This is a genomic window from Rahnella rivi (assembly GCF_019049655.1).
Classification (GTDB): Bacteria; Pseudomonadota; Gammaproteobacteria; order Enterobacterales; family Enterobacteriaceae; genus Rahnella; species Rahnella rivi.
Window position 1 is genome coordinate 94,339 of sequence record NZ_JAFMOX010000059.1, and the last position, 15,852, is coordinate 110,190.

The 15,852-nt window shown below is 53.1% G+C and carries 14 protein-coding genes and 1 other annotated feature; of the genes, 7 read left to right on the forward strand and 7 right to left on the reverse strand.

The genetic code is table 11. The annotated features are described in order from the left end of the window. Window positions 1-58 precede the first annotated feature (58 nt). The gene (ftrA, locus tag J1779_RS12595; protein WP_056769697.1) at window positions 59-1,069 is read left to right on the forward strand and encodes a transcriptional regulator FtrA; all 1,011 of its coding nucleotides are present in this window, start codon (window positions 59-61) and stop codon (window positions 1,067-1,069) included. 522 nt (window positions 1,070-1,591) lie between these two features. Continuing rightward, a complete protein-coding gene (locus J1779_RS12600; RefSeq protein WP_217203912.1) occupies window positions 1,592-1,882 on the forward strand; it encodes a Bor family protein in 291 nt (96 codons plus the stop codon). Between the two features lie 480 nt (window positions 1,883-2,362). Here the strand turns inward: J1779_RS12600 and cheW are convergent, their stop codons facing one another. From cheW to J1779_RS12635, 7 genes are all read right to left on the reverse strand, one after another. After that, window positions 2,363-2,860, reverse strand: coding sequence for a chemotaxis protein CheW (gene cheW, locus J1779_RS12605; RefSeq protein ID WP_056769601.1), 498 nt, complete (start codon window positions 2,858-2,860; stop codon window positions 2,363-2,365). Window positions 2,861-2,957: 97 nt separating this feature from the next. Beyond that, window positions 2,958-4,985, reverse strand: a complete 2,028-nt coding sequence (cheA, locus tag J1779_RS12610; protein WP_217203913.1) for a chemotaxis protein CheA — start codon at window positions 4,983-4,985, stop codon at window positions 2,958-2,960. A gap of 4 nt (window positions 4,986-4,989) precedes the next feature. Next, window positions 4,990-6,144 (reverse strand): flagellar motor protein MotB, encoded by a 1,155-nt coding sequence (gene motB, locus J1779_RS12615; RefSeq protein ID WP_122094965.1) that lies wholly within the window; start codon window positions 6,142-6,144, stop codon window positions 4,990-4,992. Continuing rightward, a complete protein-coding gene (gene motA / locus J1779_RS12620) occupies window positions 6,141-7,031 on the reverse strand; it encodes a flagellar motor stator protein MotA (protein WP_056769595.1) in 891 nt (296 codons plus the stop codon). The genes motB and motA overlap by 4 nt, the downstream gene beginning before the upstream one ends. Before the next feature lie 182 nt (window positions 7,032-7,213). Then, a complete protein-coding gene (gene flhC, locus J1779_RS12625) occupies window positions 7,214-7,822 on the reverse strand; it encodes a flagellar transcriptional regulator FlhC (RefSeq protein ID WP_056769593.1) in 609 nt (202 codons plus the stop codon). Window positions 7,823-7,844: 22 nt separating this feature from the next. Beyond that, window positions 7,845-8,189 carry a flagellar transcriptional regulator FlhD gene (gene flhD, locus J1779_RS12630; protein WP_056769592.1) on the reverse strand — a complete coding sequence of 115 codons (345 nt, stop codon included), beginning with the start codon at window positions 8,187-8,189 and terminating at the stop codon, window positions 7,845-7,847. Between the two features lie 1,278 nt (window positions 8,190-9,467). Beyond that, on the reverse strand, window positions 9,468-10,292 hold the full coding sequence (locus tag J1779_RS12635) for an SDR family oxidoreductase (RefSeq protein ID WP_136377239.1): 825 nt from the start codon (window positions 10,290-10,292) through the stop codon (window positions 9,468-9,470). Window positions 10,293-10,619: 327 nt separating this feature from the next. Then, window positions 10,620-10,741, forward strand: a sequence feature (His leader region). Between the two features lie 95 nt (window positions 10,742-10,836). Here J1779_RS12635 and hisG point away from each other — a divergent pair. From hisG to hisH, 5 genes are read left to right on the forward strand one after another with little or no spacing between them, the layout of a single operon-like run. Beyond that, on the forward strand, window positions 10,837-11,736 hold the full coding sequence (hisG, locus tag J1779_RS12640) for an ATP phosphoribosyltransferase (protein WP_056769589.1): 900 nt from the start codon (window positions 10,837-10,839) through the stop codon (window positions 11,734-11,736). Between the two features lie 4 nt (window positions 11,737-11,740). Further along, complete coding sequence (hisD, locus tag J1779_RS12645; RefSeq protein WP_217203914.1) at window positions 11,741-13,057, forward strand: histidinol dehydrogenase; 1,317 nt, start codon at window positions 11,741-11,743, stop codon at window positions 13,055-13,057. Continuing rightward, window positions 13,054-14,181, forward strand: coding sequence for a histidinol-phosphate transaminase (gene hisC / locus J1779_RS12650; RefSeq protein WP_217203915.1), 1,128 nt, complete (start codon window positions 13,054-13,056; stop codon window positions 14,179-14,181). Before hisD ends, hisC begins: the two co-directional genes overlap by 4 nt. Next, a complete protein-coding gene (gene hisB, locus J1779_RS12655) occupies window positions 14,178-15,260 on the forward strand; it encodes a bifunctional histidinol-phosphatase/imidazoleglycerol-phosphate dehydratase HisB (protein ID WP_217203916.1) in 1,083 nt (360 codons plus the stop codon). The genes hisC and hisB overlap by 4 nt, the downstream gene beginning before the upstream one ends. Beyond that, entirely contained in the window at window positions 15,260-15,850 is a 591-nt protein-coding gene (hisH, locus tag J1779_RS12660; protein WP_056769583.1) for an imidazole glycerol phosphate synthase subunit HisH, read from the forward strand. Before hisB ends, hisH begins: the two co-directional genes overlap by 1 nt. The last annotated feature ends 2 nt before the right edge of the window (window positions 15,851-15,852 follow it).

Consider the following 15,852-nt stretch of genomic DNA (forward strand, 5'->3'; position numbering starts at 1 on the left):
AAATCCATCCGGATGCCATGTATCGTCAAGATCATGCCAAAATCACCGGTAACCCATCATGCGCATTACTTCCCCTTCTCCGCTCCCTGCCCGCTCGCCCGCGCCCCTGAACCGGCGTCTGGTGTTGCTGGCCTATGAGTGCCTGTGTACGTTCGAGTTCGGTATTGCGGTTGAAGCTTTCGGGCGGGCCGACGATGTTTTTGGCGAGCCTTTGTATGACCTGTGTGTCGCTTCGGTGGAAGAAGGCACTTTCGGCGCGCAGGGCGGCGTCCGGCTGGTGGTCGATGGCGGGCTGGAACTGCTGGAGGATGCAGGTACGATCGTGATCCCCGGCTGGCGAAGTGTTCACGAACCGGCGTCAGAGGCGCTCATCATCGCGTTGCAAAAAGCGCACCGCAACGGCACGCGCATTGTCTCGATCTGCGCAGGCAGCTTTGTGCTCGGCGCAGCGGGACTGCTCGATGGCAAACGCGCTACCGCGCACTGGAACAGTACGGAAATTCTGGCGCAGCGCTTTCCTGAGGTGCAGGTCGAACACGGGATGATTTACGTGGATGAAGGCAGCATTATTACGTCTGCCGGCGGCGCGGCGGGTGTCGATTTGTGTCTGCATCTGATCCGTCGTGATTACGGTATTGAAGTTGCCAACCGCACGGCGCGCCGCATGGTGACGCCGCCGCTGCGTGAAGGCAATCAGGCGCAGCTGATTCAGCAACCCGTTCCACGGCGTCAGACCAAAAATCTCGCCCCGCTGCTGGACGATTTACGCAGTCATCTCAATACGCCGCTGGTGATTGAACAGCTCGCCGCACAAGCCGGTATGAGCCGCCGGACTTTCCTGCGGCGTTTTCACGATGCAACAGGCACTACGCCCGGCGAATGGATGCTGAGCGTCCGGCTGGAAAAGGCCTGTGCGCTGCTGGAAAACGGTACATTAAGCATTGATCGCGTCGCCGAACAAGCCGGTTTTGGATCACCGGAAACCCTGCGCCATCACTTCCGCCAGCGTCTCGACACCACCCCGACGAAGTGGCGCAAAGCCTTCATTGAAAGGCGCATGGCGGGCTAACGTGGCAGGCGGTGCGGGAGTTTTTGAGCTGCTTGTGCGGCAGTGAACTGTTCAATTGTGAGGGTTGGGTATTGAACGGCAAAAGATTAACGCTGTTCGGTGGGAAATACCCTCTTTTTTAGGGGTGTTTGTGACACAAAATTTCAATGGGTTAGCGAAGGCACGGAAAAGAAGGTATCGCTGAGAAGCCCTTAATACCCTACCCCAATCCTTCGCAGGAGAGGCAAAAACGGGTGGGATTTTACAAACGGACTGCCATCAATCATCACCTGCATAAATGCACCGCGGTTATTATAAATTTGGGATCGGAATATTATTGATTCTCATTTATCTGAAAAATGCAACCTGCTAATAACCTTTACGCTCCGTTAATACAACATATAAAAATCTCAGTCCTCACATAGTTCAACGCCGGGTAAACCATCTGCTTTAATAACTAATAATAGTAAGTGGTCGGATTTGTAAAAAAACCGATAAGTCAGAAGATGTGATTTCACTTCCTTATTATCAATATGAGTTATTATGAAAAAATTAATTATTGCGGCTGTCGCTGCAACGGTATTATCAGGGTGTGCTCAACAGACATTTAACTTAAGAGATGATATTGCAGAACAACCTGCTCATGTCACCAAGCAAGCTTTCTTCGTCAATGGTATTGGGCAGGAACAGACCATAGATGCAGCGAAGATTTGTGGTGGCGCAAATAAAGTTGTTCGTACAGAAGTTCAGGAATCAGGTATGGATGTATTCCTGCATGTTGTAAGCTTAGGTATATATACACCTCGCGAAGCACGCGTTTATTGCGCGAAATAGTTATTAAAGATAATTTTCATTAAAGCCTGCTGTCATTCACATTGATTACCAGTAGGCTCTTTTTAACAATGCAACGAGATTATTGTAATAACTCCCTATTCTCCTCAAAAATTTCATTAATTCTCTTTTCATCCATTTTTAATTATCCGTTAATCTTCCACTGTCTATGGAATTCAGCAATCTTGCCCGGCGGGTATTGGATCATTCGGTCATTTCTGTGGAATTGTTTTGATTTTTAAATCGCGACTGGCGTACTCAAAAATCTTGCTTAACGGAGTGGCCTGAAGACCAGAGGTTTCAGGGCCGGGAGAAGGAACCGCGAAGCGGCAAGATTTTGCGCCACACGCGGTAGTTGCAGGACATGGCCCTCGTGCCTGCGACAGCGCGAAGAAGAAAAACGCAGGATTGTTAAGGGGCGCGTTTACGCCCCTTAACCCGGTGTGGGCCAGCGCCCACGACCTTGACGTTAATGAACGAAAATCAAATTTTCGTCACGCTATCCACTAACGCCATCTCTTCACTGCTCAGCAGCTTCTCAATATCCACCAGAATCAACATACGGTCACCCAGAGAACCTAACCCGGTCAGGTATTCGGTTGACATGGTCACTGCAAATTCTGGTGCGGGACGGATCTGATCTTGCGTTAACGACAGCACGTCGGATACGCCGTCAACCACAATACCCACCACGCGGTTTTCGAAGTTGAGGACGATCACTACGGTGTTTTCATTGTAGATCACGTCTTCCTGCGCGAACTTCACCCGCAGGTCGAGAATGGGTACGATGACGCCACGCAGGTTGGTGACACCTTTAATGAACGCCGGGGTGTTCGCAATACGGGTGACCTGATCGTAACCGCGGATTTCCTGCACTTTCAGGATATCGATGCCGTATTCTTCGTCGCCCAGGGTAAAGATCAGGAACTCCTGTCCTACCGTTTCGCCCGCAATTTTTGCCACAGTTGCAAGTCCTGCCATGTTGTTCACCTTAAATCAGCCTGAGTTTTTACGCCCGGTGGCCGTCACCTGACGGGCCAGCCACCGGCGGTTTTGCATGCTTTTATTGTTAATCACATCAGGCGGCAGATGCGCCAGTTGCACGCTTGTCACGGTTCAGTGCCTGCAATGCAGACACATCAACAATCAGCGCCACGCTGCCGTCACCCAAAATAGTGGCGGCGGAAATGCCCGGCACTTTGCGATAGTTGCTTTCCAGATTCTTCACCACCACCTGATGCTGACCGATCAGTTGATCAACCAGTAAAGCGTAGCGGCGGCCTGCACTTTGCAGGATCACGACAATGCCCTGAGTGGCTTCAGTTTTCGCGCCTTCAACGTCAAACACGTTGTAGAGCTCAACCAGCGGCAGATATTCTCCGCGCACCTGCAGAACGCGCTCGCCACCGGCCAGCGGGTGCAAATCTTCCGCCAGCGGTTGCAGCGATTCCATCACCGCATTCAGTGGCAGAATGAAGACTTCTTTGCCCACTTTCACCGACATGCCGTCGAGGATCGCCAGCGTCAGTGGCAGCAGGATACGGATGGTGGTGCCTTTGCCTTGCTGGGAATGGATTTCGACGTGACCGCCCATTTCCTGAATGTTTCGCTTCACCACGTCCATGCCTACGCCACGGCCTGAGACGTCGGTGACTTTTTCCGCCGTCGAGAAGCCTGGTGCGAAGATCAGCATGCCGACATCTTCGTCACTCATGCTTTCGCTGACGTTCATGCCTTGCGACAGGGCTTTCGCCAGAATACGTTCGCGGTTCAGACCAGCACCGTCATCCACCACTTCGATGCAGATGTTGCCGCCCTGATGCTCCGCAGACAGCGTCAGGTTGCCGGTTGGCGGTTTGCCGTTGGCAATACGCGTTTCCGGCGTTTCGACACCGTGATCGAGGCTGTTGCGCACCAGGTGCGTCAGCGGATCGATAATGCGTTCGATCAGACTCTTATCCAGTTCGGTAGAGCTGCCGAGCAGGGTCAGTTCGATTTGCTTATTCAGTTTGCTCGCCAGATCACGCACCAGACGCGGGAAGCGGCTAAAAACGTATTCCATCGGCATCATACGAATCGACATCACCGATTCCTGCAAATCACGGGCGTTACGCTCAAGCTGCCCCATGCTGTTGAGCAGGTCGCTGTGCGCCACCGGATCCAGCAGATCGGAACGCTGCGCCAGCATCGACTGGGTGATCACCAGTTCGCCGACCAGGTTGATCAGCTGATCCACTTTCTCGACTGCCACACGGATGCTGGTCGATTCCGGCGCTTTTGGCGCGCGGGCTTTCGGCGGTTCGCTGCTGGGTACCGCCGTCAGGACCGGGGCAGGACGCGCCACAACAGCGGTTGCGGCCGGTTCTGCTACCGCCACCGCTGCCGATGCCGCAACGGCAACCGGTGTGGCCGGAACAGAAGCCTGGGTGAAGCTGATTTGTTCGGGTTCGAGCACGAAACACAGCACCGCGATGATATCGTCTTCGGTCACCGTGGTGACAAGCGTGGCTTCCACGCTGTCTTCGGTCTGTACCGGATCGACGATGTCGCCCAGATTCCCCAGCTCTTCCAGCATCACCGGCACTTCCTGCGGCTTCAGACCGGACAGGCGAACGCGCATCCCGCCTTTGCCCGCCGCGGAGGTCGCAGGGGCTGCCGTTTGTGCAGGTTCGTCAGTGACGACGTGGAGATCCGCTGCCGGCTCCCGCGCTTGCTGGGCGTCGAGCGCCAGTTGTCTCAGGGCCGCACAGATGTATTCAAAACTGTCTGCATCGGGATCCCGGGAAGATTTATAGGCGTCCAGTTGCTCCTGCATAATGTCTTTCGTTTCCAAAAACAGGTTGATGATGTCGGTGCTCAGGCTCATTTCTGCGCGTCGCGCACCGTCGAGCAGGTTTTCCAGTAAATGGGTGGTTTCCTGCAGAACCGTAAAGCCAAAGGTCGCTGCTCCGCCTTTAATTGAGTGCGCTGCGCGGAAAATCGCGTTGAGCTGCTCAACGTCGGGCGCTTGCGGATCAAGCAACAACAGGTGTTGCTCCATATCCGCCAGCAGCTCGTCGGCTTCATCAAAAAACGTCTGATAAAAATCAGTTATATCCATGCTCACGTGATCACCTCTGCTGTGAATCGCGGCTTGTTGATGTGGTCGCAGGTGCCGGACCTGCGGCAGCAGCCGGAGCTGTCGTCGCAGGTTGAGCGTCTGCCGATGTGGTCACAGGCACCTGCGTCTCAATCCTGGTTGCAGGGACTTCTACTACTGTTGGTGCTGATAATTCTGGTGCGGCAACGGCCGGTGCCGGGCTCTGGGTCGGTGCCACGGAAGCTTGCGGTGCCTGAACTTTCGGTGCCAGCGCAGGTGCGGTACTGCGGCCAGGTACTTGTCTTTGCAGCTCGCCCGCGTCACTGATCGTAATCGCTTCGCCCTCGCTGTTTTCCCGCTCAATGGCTTCCTCAGCATGTCTGTTGAGGACCAAAATGCTGATGCGACGGTTGATCGCATCGCCTGCCGGATGATTTTTGAGTTGCATGGTTGACCCCATGCCCATCACCCGCAGAACTTTTCCTTCGCTCAGGCCGCCGACAATCATTTCACGGCGCGACGCGTTGGCGCGGTCGGTGGACAATTCCCAGTTGCTGTAGCCACGTTCACCCTGGGCATACGGCATATCATCGGTATGGCCCGCCAGGCTTATCTTGTTAGGGAAATCATCCAGTACCGGACCAATCGCCCGCAAAATATCGCGCATGTACGGCTCGACGATGGCGCTGCCGAGCTGAAACATCGGGCGATTTTTGCTGTCGATAATCTGAATGCGCAAACCCTGTTCGGTCAGGTTAATCATCAGATGCGGGCGCAAATCTTTTAAACGCGGATCCGATGCCAGCATCGCTTCCAGTTTGTCCTGCAACTTCATCAGATCGCCGGTTTCACGCAGTTCACGGGCATCGCCCTGTGACTGGATCATCTTATGCACTTCGCCGTCCTGCATGGTCGGGTCTGCCCCTCCGCCCGGGATCGGACTGGTGGCATCGCTGCTGCGCGGTCCGCCGGTAATGGCCACCGCCAGCGGCGTACGGAAGTATTCGGCAATCTGTACCAATTCTTTAGGGCTGGAGATCGAAATCAGCCACATCACCAGGAAGAAGGCCATCATCGCTGTCATAAAGTCAGCGTAAGCAATCTTCCATGAACCGCCGTGATGCCCGCCGCCGTGCTTACTCTTTTTCTTACGTACAACAACGATGGGATGGCTCTGATGCTTCATACTTTTTCTTCTTCAGTTTGTTGCTGGTTAGGCGATTTAACCTGACGAACGTGCTCCTCCAGTTCGATAAACGAAGGGCGTTCTGAGGTGTAGAGCGTCTTACGGCCAAACTCGACAGCAATCTGCGGGGCATAACCGTTGAGGCTCGACAGCAATGTCACTTTGATGCACTGCATCATTTTGGTGTTTTCAGCACTTTTCTGACGTAACACGCTGGCCAGTGGTGAAATAAAACCGTACGCCAGCAAGATGCCGAGGAAGGTACCGACCATCGCATGGGCAATCAGCGCCCCCAGCTCTGCGGCCGGACGGTCGGCGGCGGCGAGGGTATGAACAATCCCCATCACCGCAGCAACGATCCCGAATGCCGGAAGTGAATCCCCGACCAGCGCCAGGCTGTTGGCCGGCACTTCGCTTTCGTGTTCATAGGTTTCGATCTCTTCATCCATCAGCGCTTCGATTTCAAACGCATTCATGTTGCCGCTGACCATCAGACGTAAGTAGTCAGTCAGATATTCCACTAAATGTTTATCGGCAAGGATGCGCGGATAATTAGCAAAAATGTCGCTTTCAGCGGGATTGTCGATGTCATTTTCCAGCGACAGCATCCCCTGTTGGCGCGACTTGGCTAACAAGCGGTAAAGCAAGGCCATCAAATCCATATACAACGCTTTGTTGTATTTAGACGCGCGGAACAGCTGCGGCAGCGCGCGCAAGGTGGATTTAATCGCTTTACCGTTGTTACCGACAAAGAAGGCACCGATACCGGCACCGCCGATGATCAGCAATTCTGCTGGTTGGTATAACGCGCCCAGTTCCCCGCCGACGAGCATGAAACCGCCAAACACTGAGCCCAGCACCACGATGTAACCTATTATCACTAGCACGATGAATCCTTAATTCGATGTGGTTTTAGGGCGAGGAAAAGCGCACCGCCATGAGCCTGCCGTTTTCTATGCAACCCGGATGATTTGCATAAAAAAAGTGCCAGACAAAGGCTGAGAGATGAGGGGGAAAATAGGGAGCGGTGTTACCACCGCCCGGGCATTCTTACTGCGACCCTGAAATCTCAGACTGCGCGCTTGACCTTTTCGTCCAGCTCTTGAGATGTTATATCGGCAACCTGCGGGGAAAGTTTACGTTTTTTTACTGCGCGGGATGGGGGTTGGCAGAGACTGCAAACAAACCCGTGACGGGGCTGGTGTGCATGGGTAATAAATGATCCGTCACAGCAGTTACAGGCAGAAAGCTGCAACATACCGCTGTCCACGAACCGGACCAGCGTCCAGGCGCGGGTCAACGCTAAAATCGGCGCTTCTCCCGGCTGTTCAGGACACTGCTCAAGATATAAACGATAGGCGCTGATCACCGCTTCGACACCATTACAATGCCCGCTCTTCATCAGAAAAGAGTACGCGTTGTAAAACATCGAAGAGTGAATGTTTTGTTCCCAGGTCATGAACCAGTCTGTCGAGAATGGCAGCATGCCTTTCGGTGGCGGGCTGCCACGTAATTCTTTGTACAGTTTAATCAGACGGCCACGGCTTAACTGCGTCTCGCTTTCCAGCATCTGCAATCTTGCGCCCAAAGAAATCAGCTCCATGGCGAGCTGAATATCGCGGGCTTCCTGAACAATACTTTTTTCTGCCGGTTTGGCTGGCGTCTCTTTGATTAGCATGTTGCGCCCTTAATAGACATGGCTACGCCCTTTTCTTCATGGCGCCGCTGTCTCTCGCCGCCAGACCTTTAAGCAGGTGGCTCGACAGCAGGATACCGGTGTGGATTTGCTGCAAATCATCTACACGGGATTCCTGGGTCAGGCGTTCGATGGTCTTACTGTCATCAAAGCGGAACTGACAAAGAAGCTGATTCGTTTCAGCTAATTTAACCATTTGTGGCAACGTAAGTTGGCCTAAGGCGTCTGCCATAACGTCGTCAATCCCCAGCCGGAACATCGCGGAGGCTTTCTCGTCATTAATCAAACGCTGTGCCAAAAGTAAATATGACAGGTTGATATCATATATGTGCTTAAGCAATTCGGACATGCTGTTCTACCCCATTACCGATGCCACATTTTTAATGTGGCTGATTGATAGACATATTCCATGCAGCAAGAGTTTTACCCGGCCTGTCAGGGAGTATTTTTTCACTATCAAAACAATTAGTTCATTGGCTGATTAATAAATCTCACGATGACAAATGGATTTATCCCGCGGTATTTACTTCACCGCCAATACAAGTTTGTTCCTGATGTAAACTAAATTAAGTGTGACAATTGCAATGCTAAGTAATCTTCAAACATATCAGTTTTGTTGTACTGGCAGGGTCCGTTGCTGTGATGGCATCTCATTCAGTGAAACGCTTTTACATACATTATTAGGAATAATCTTACTACGACGCAACTCTACCCCTGTTCCCTTTATACATACAATCTAACTGATCACAAATTTTGAATAAAGTGTGACGCACATCACACTTTAGAAATTTATTTTATCCTAAAAAGCGCACTTTATCGTAAAAATTTGCGCAGTTTTAACGCAAAAGTAAAAAAGCATCTAAAAACCCTTCCCCAGACTGCCTTTTTTCGCCTTTTTGAGATCAATTTGTACAAAGACCAGCTAAAGCCAAATGATAAGAACATTCAGTGATTAAGCATAGCTTGCGTAGTGAAATGTGCTGGTAATTTCCGATAGTGTGATCAATGTGCTATCGCGATAAAACCCAGTCATTACGCGGTTTGCAGAGGAAGTGTGTTGCGGGATTTTGGTTAAATTTGATTCAAAAGGTTTTGAAAACGTGAACAACTACACGATTTGAAAAGTAAAAAGACAATGAGTGTAAGGGAATGTGTTCAGGGACGGGGAGTCATCCGGTCAGCAGACCAGATTGATAAGCAGATATGATGAAAAGAGGACAATGTCCCGTGCTTCTCTATCGGCAACTCTTCACGAAAACTTTAGTGATTGGGCTTAAAAAAGTGGTTTATTCCGGACAATCGCAAATAAAAAGAGAGTGATTAGGAATATTATTACCTAATCAGCAGCCTGCTCCTCGTAAACCTGCTAACAGAGCATAAAGAACATCTTTCATTACTCCATGAGCATGGGGATTTAATTAACCAGCGAAATAAAGGGTTATTTGCGGGGTTTTATAAATAAAGAAAGCACTGCTTTAACAAAAAACAGGGTTTTGGAGGCGGGAGACTTTCATTCAAAAGCAAAAACGAGGATGCGGGAGTTAAGGTTCACAAATTAAAACCTGCCGCAAAATCCGGCAGGTCATCACATATTATTATTACCCTCAGGGTAATGAAGGATTATCGATTAAAAAGGCATCGTCCGTGGATCGGGATACTGATACTCGAACCCCAGTTCCTTGCAGATGCGCTCACCGTCGACGATTTTTCCTTTGGTTGCTGAAGTTTCTTCAGCAAACGTCGGCGCCTCAAGCCCCATCTGGCGGGCCAGCGCCGGGTAAAACTCGGCTTTTGCCGGATGTTTAGGGGCGCACAGATTATAGGTGTGCCCACCTTTTGGCAGACTGAGCAATAAGGTGATGGCGGCGACAACGTCATCCTGATGCACCAGGTTGACGCCATTCTGCCCCCCTTTCACGTCCGTTTTTCCTGCCATGAAGCGCCCCGGATGACGATCGCCCCCCACCAGACCGGCCAGCCGTAACACATCCACCGAAGTATGTGGCAGGCTGTGCAACCAGCTTTCTAATTCTTTCAGAACTTTTCCACTGGAGGTCACCGGCTCAAGGGCGGAACCTTCGCGCACGATGTCGTCCCTTTCGCCGTAAACAGACGTGGAACTGGTGAAGATAATGCGTTTTACGTTGTGTGCCAGCGCGCTGTCTGTCAACTGCTGCACGGCCTGGAAGTAAAGCTCGCTGCCTTCGACGGTTCTGCGTGCCGGTAAGGTGATGATCAGCGCATCAACGTTCAGCAGTTTATCCAAATCTTCCGCTTCGCATTCCATCTCCGGGGTAAACACCAACGGATAGCAGTCAATGCCGACCATTCTGGCGGCATCTACACCGTCAGGCGTGGTTTTGCTGCCCACTACGTCGTAGCCTCTGCCCGCCAGCGCCATCGCCAGAGGCATTCCCAGCCAGCCCAATCCAATAATAGAAACCTTTTTCATCTGTTACTCCCTCTGCTCGGTGGCCGATGGTCACCACTGCGCCATCTGCCGTTCGCGTTCTCGCTTCTCTTTATACTAGCCTTTCTCTCCTTATAGATGCGTAAGCTTTTCCAGGAGACTGTGAACAGATCATTCATTTTTTCGATGAAACAGCCCCTGAAGATAAGAAAAACTCATCATCCGAAAAAAAGGTTGCGCACTTGCCGCCCGATAGTTTAGTTTTATTGGCAACCGAATTTGATTTGTGTGGCGCAGACTTCGTTATGAATAACGCCGCACCGAATGAACACTCAGAGAGACTGACATGACAAACGTTCTGATTAACCACCATCATCACCATCACCCTGACTAGTCTTGCAGGCGATTGGTGCTGGAAGACTGTCTAGATCTTCCAGTGGAGCAGAACGCAGAGAAAGCCCCCGGAAGAACACTTCCGGGGGCTTTTTTTTTGGCCTAACGAATTGAAGTAAAAGCATTTGTACAAAACTCTGCACACAACATTTACCAAAACATTAAAACTGAAAACAAAGAAATTGAGGTCATCATGCTGGATAAAACACGTTTACGGATAGCAATGCAGAAATCGGGTCGCCTGAGCGATGAGTCACGCGAATTGCTGGCACGCTGCGGGATTAAAATTAATCTGCAGGAACAACGCCTGATCGCCTTCGCAGAAAACATGCCGATCGACATTCTGCGTGTCCGTGATGACGACATTCCGGGGCTGGTAATGGACGGTGTGGTTGATCTGGGCATCATCGGTGAGAACGTGCTGGAAGAAGAGTTGCTGGCACGCCGCGCTCAGGGCGAGGATCCGCGTTATTTCACGCTGCGTCGCCTGGACTTCGGCGGTTGCCGTCTGTCGCTCGCGACCCCGCTTGACGCAGAATACACCGGCCCGCAAAGCCTGCAAAACTCCCGCATCGCCACCTCGTATCCGCACCTGCTCAAGCAATATCTCGACAAACAGGGCGTCGATTTCAAATCCTGTCTCCTGAACGGTTCTGTTGAAGTCGCGCCACGCGCCGGTCTTTCTGATGCAATTTGCGATCTGGTTTCCACCGGCGCCACGCTTGAAGCCAACGGCCTGCGCGAAGTGGAAGTGATTTACCGCTCTAAAGCCTGTCTGATCCAGCGCGACGGCGAAATGCCGGAAGCCAAGCAGCAACTCATCGACAAAATGATGACCCGTATTCAGGGCGTCATTCAGGCCCGTGAATCCAAGTACATTATGCTGCACGCGCCAAGTGAGCGTCTGGACGAAATCGTTGCCCTGCTGCCAGGCGCTGAACGCCCGACCATTCTGCCGCTGGCCGGCGATCAGCAACGTGTGGCGATGCACATGGTCAGCAGCGAAACGCTGTTCTGGGAAACCATGGAAAAACTGAAAGCGCTGGGCGCCAGCTCAATTCTGGTTCTGCCAATCGAAAAAATGATGGAGTAATGCCATGCAGCCTAACGCGTTCACTACCCCGATTGACTGGCAGCAATGCGACGAACAACAGCGTCGCGATTTACTGACCCGTCCGGCGATTTCGGCATCCGACCGTATTACCGAATCTGTCAGCGAAATCCTGCGCCGCGTGCGCAGTGAAGGCGACAGTGCGCTGCGCGAGTTTTGCGCCCGCTTTGATAAAACTGAAGTGCAAGAGCTGCGCGTCACTGCGGCACAAATCGAGGCAGCATCCGCGCGTTTAGGCGATGACGTTAAACAGGCAATGGCGCACGCCGTTCGCAATATCGATACGTTCCACCAGGCGCAAAAGCTGTCCATTGTGGATATCGAAACTCAGCCGGGCGTGCGTTGCCAGCAGCTGACCCGCCCGATCCAGTCTGTAGGTTTGTACATTCCGGGCGGATCTGCGCCGCTGGTATCCACGGTATTGATGTTAGCGACGCCCGCACGGATTGCCGGATGTCAGAAAGTGGTGTTGTGCTCGCCGCCACCTGTGGCTGACGAAATTCTGTATGCCGCGAAGCTCTGCGGCGTGGAAGAGGTGTATCAGCTCGGCGGCGCGCAGGCGATTGCCGCTCTGGCATTTGGCACAGAAAGCGTGCCACGCGTGGCGAAAATCTTCGGGCCGGGCAATGCCTATGTGACCGAAGCCAAACGTCAGGTCAGTCAGAGTCTGGACGGCGCGGCAATTGATATGCCAGCCGGGCCTTCCGAAGTGCTGGTGATTGCCGACAGCGGCGCGACACCTGACTTTGTCGCCTCTGATTTACTTTCTCAGGCAGAACACGGCCCGGATTCACAGGTCATTTTGCTGACACCGGACGTTAAGATGGCGCAGGCCGTTGGCGAAGCCGTTGAGCGCCAGCTGCAAACGCTGTCCCGCAGCGAGATTGCCCGTCAGGCACTGGCCAGCAGCCGTCTGATTGTCGCGAAAGACATCGCACAGTGTATTGAAATCAGCAACGCCTACGGCCCGGAACACTTGATTCTGCAAACCCGTGAACCGGAACAGCTGGTTGACAGCATCACCAGCGCAGGTTCGGTGTTCCTCGGCGACTGGTCACCGGAATCGGCGGGCGATTACGCTTCCGGCACCAACCACGTTTTGCCAACTTACGGATACACCGCCACCTGTTCCAGCCTCGGTCTGGCGGATTTCCAGAAACGGATGACCGTTCAGCAGTTAACGCCGGAAGGTTTACTCGGTCTGGCGACCACCATCGAAACCCTGGCGCAGGCGGAGCAACTGACTGCACATAAAAATGCTGTGACACTGCGGGTCAATGCCCTGAAGGAGAAAGGATTATGAGCGATGAAAACACGCTGAGCATTCAGTCTCTGGCACGCCAGAACGTGCGCGAACTGACACCCTATCAGTCCGCCCGACGTCTCGGCGGTAACGGCGATGTCTGGCTTAACGCCAACGAATACGCCATTGCACCGCAGTTCGAACTCACCGCGCAGACCTTCAACCGGTATCCGGAGTGTCAGCCTGCGCTGGTGATCAACCGCTATGCGGCTTACGCCGGTGTTGATCCGGAACAGGTGCTGGTCAGCCGTGGCGCTGACGAAGGCATCGAGCTTTTGATCCGCGCATTCTGTGAGCCGGGCAAAGATGCCATCCTTTATTGTCCGCCAACTTATGGCATGTACAGCGTCAGCGCGGAGACGATTGGCGTGGAAGGCCGTACCGTTGCGGCAAAAGCGGACTGGTCTTTGGATCTTCCGGCAATTGAAGCTGCTCTTGGCGGCGTAAAGCTGGTGTATATCTGTAGCCCGAATAACCCGACCGGCAATGTTATCAGCCCGGATGAACTTCGCGCTGTATTAGACATGACCCGTGGCCGCGCCATTGTGGCCATTGACGAAGCCTATATTGAGTTTTGCCCGCAGGCGACAGTCACCGGCTGGTTGCAGGAATATCCGCACCTCGCGGTTTTGCGCACCCTTTCCAAAGCCTTTGCGCTTGCCGGCCTGCGCTGCGGATTTACGATTGCCAACAGCGAACTGATTGCCTTATTAATGAAAGTGATCGCGCCCTATCCTTTATCTACGCCGGTGGCAGATATCGCGGCACAGGCGCTGAGCCCGGAAGGGCTGGCGATTATGCGTCAGCGCGTGACTGAAGTGACCCAAAATCGCGAATGGTTGCTGGCAGAGCTGAGAAAATGCGATTGCGTTGAACAGGTCTTCACCAGTGAGACGAACTATGTTCTCGCGCGTTTTACCGCATCAAGCGCAGTATTTAAAAACCTCTGGGATCAGGGCATTATCTTACGTGACCAGAACAAGCAACCGGGGCTTTCCGGCTGCTTACGTATCACTATCGGTACACGGCAGGAACTGCAGCGCGTCATTGATGCTTTGCAACCGCTACCGGGCGCCAATGCCCCTCTTATTCAACAGAACAGCCCCCGCAAGGAGCACATGTGAGCCAGAGTCCTTTACTACAAAAAACGCTCTTCATCGACCGTGACGGTACCCTGATTTCAGAGCCGCCAGAAGATTTCCAGGTCGATCGTCTGGACAAACTGGCACTGGAAGCGGGTGTGATCCCTGCCCTGCTGGCACTGCAAACCGCGGGATTTAAACTGGTGATGATCACCAATCAGGACGGGCTGGGTACCGACAGTTTCCCGCAGGAAACCTTCGATCCACCCCATGACCTGATGATGCAAATCCTGACCTCTCAGGGCATCGTTTTTGATGAGGTGCTGATTTGCCCTCACCTTCCGGCCGATCACTGCGATTGCCGTAAACCTAAAACCAAACTGGTGCAGGGCTACCTTGAAAGCGGGCTGCTCGATACGGCCAACAGTTATGTGATCGGCGATCGTGACACCGATATTCAGCTGGCGGCCAATATGGGCATCGCCGGGCTGCGTTATCAGCGCGATACGCTGAACTGGGCGGCCATCGCCGATCAGCTCACCAAACGCGACCGCCACGCCAGGGTGAACCGCGTGACCCGCGAAACGGCAATTGATGTGTATGTCTGGCTGGATCGCGAAGGCGAAAGCAAGATCCGCACCGGCGTGGGCTTCTTTGATCACATGTTGGATCAGATCGCCACGCACGGCGGTTTCCGTATGAACATCGAAGTGAAAGGCGATTTGTATATCGACGATCACCACACCGTGGAAGACACCGCTCTGGCGCTGGGCGAGGCCCTGAACAAAGCCCTCGGCGACAAGCGCGGCATTGGACGTTTCGGATTCGTGCTGCCAATGGATGAATGTCTGGCACGCTGCGCGCTGGATATCTCCGGGCGTCCGCACCTCGAATACAAAGCCGAGTTTAACTATCAGCGCGTCGGCGACCTGAGCACCGAAATGGTCGAGCACTTCTTCCGCTCACTGTCCTACGCTATGGCCTGTACCCTGCATCTGCGTACCAAAGGTAAAAACGATCATCACCGCGTCGAGAGTCTGTTCAAAGCCTTTGGCCGCACACTGCGCCAGGCAATTCGCGTTGATGGCAACACCCTGCCGAGTTCCAAAGGAGTGCTGTGATGAATGTCGTTATCCTCGATACCGGCTGTGCCAACCTCTCTTCGGTGAAATATGCGGTTCAGCGGCTGGGCTACGAGCCAACGGTGAGCCGGGAAGCCGAGATCGTGTTGCAGGCTGATAAGCTTTTTTTACCCGGCGTCGGGACTGCGCAGGCCGCGATGCAACAGCTGGAAGAACGTTCGTTAATCGAACTGATCAAAGCCTGTACCCAGCCTGTTCTCGGTATCTGTCTGGGTATGCAGTTGCTGGCATCCTCGAGTGAGGAAAACGGCGGCATTGATACTCTCGGCATCATTGAAACGCCGGTGCAGCGCATGCCAGATCTCGGGCTGCCTCTTCCGCACATGGGCTGGAACCAGGTTATCGCCAACGCCGACAGCCATTTATTCCGCGGCATTGATGAAAATGCTTACTTCTATTTCGTCCACGGATTTGCCATGCCGGTATGCGAAAACACAGTCGCTCAGACACTTTACGGCGAGCCCTTCAGCGCCGCCGTTCAAAAAGACAACTTCTTCGGCGTGCAGTTTCATCCCGAGCGTTCCGGTGCCGCGGGCGCGAAGTTGCTGAAAAACTTTCTGGAGATGTAAAC

Excerpts from the sequence above, each read along its gene's own strand:
- ftrA (WP_056769697.1), top strand. The coding sequence starts at position 59 with ATGCGCATTACTTCCCCTTCTCCGCTCCCTGCCCGCTCGCCCGCGCCC.
- J1779_RS12600 (WP_217203912.1), top strand. The coding sequence starts at position 1,592 with ATGAAAAAATTAATTATTGCGGCTGTCGCTGCAACGGTATTATCAGGG.
- cheW (WP_056769601.1), bottom strand. The coding sequence starts at position 2,860 with ATGGCAGGACTTGCAACTGTGGCAAAAATTGCGGGCGAAACGGTAGGA.
- motB (WP_122094965.1), bottom strand. The coding sequence starts at position 6,144 with ATGAAGCATCAGAGCCATCCCATCGTTGTTGTACGTAAGAAAAAGAGT.
- flhC (WP_056769593.1), bottom strand. The coding sequence starts at position 7,822 with ATGCTAATCAAAGAGACGCCAGCCAAACCGGCAGAAAAAAGTATTGTT.
- flhD (WP_056769592.1), bottom strand. The coding sequence starts at position 8,189 with ATGTCCGAATTGCTTAAGCACATATATGATATCAACCTGTCATATTTA.
- J1779_RS12635 (WP_136377239.1), bottom strand. The coding sequence starts at position 10,292 with ATGAAAAAGGTTTCTATTATTGGATTGGGCTGGCTGGGAATGCCTCTG.
- hisG (WP_056769589.1), top strand. The coding sequence starts at position 10,837 with ATGCTGGATAAAACACGTTTACGGATAGCAATGCAGAAATCGGGTCGC.
- hisD (WP_217203914.1), top strand. The coding sequence starts at position 11,741 with ATGCAGCCTAACGCGTTCACTACCCCGATTGACTGGCAGCAATGCGAC.
- hisC (WP_217203915.1), top strand. The coding sequence starts at position 13,054 with ATGAGCGATGAAAACACGCTGAGCATTCAGTCTCTGGCACGCCAGAAC.
- hisH (WP_056769583.1), top strand. The coding sequence starts at position 15,260 with ATGAATGTCGTTATCCTCGATACCGGCTGTGCCAACCTCTCTTCGGTG.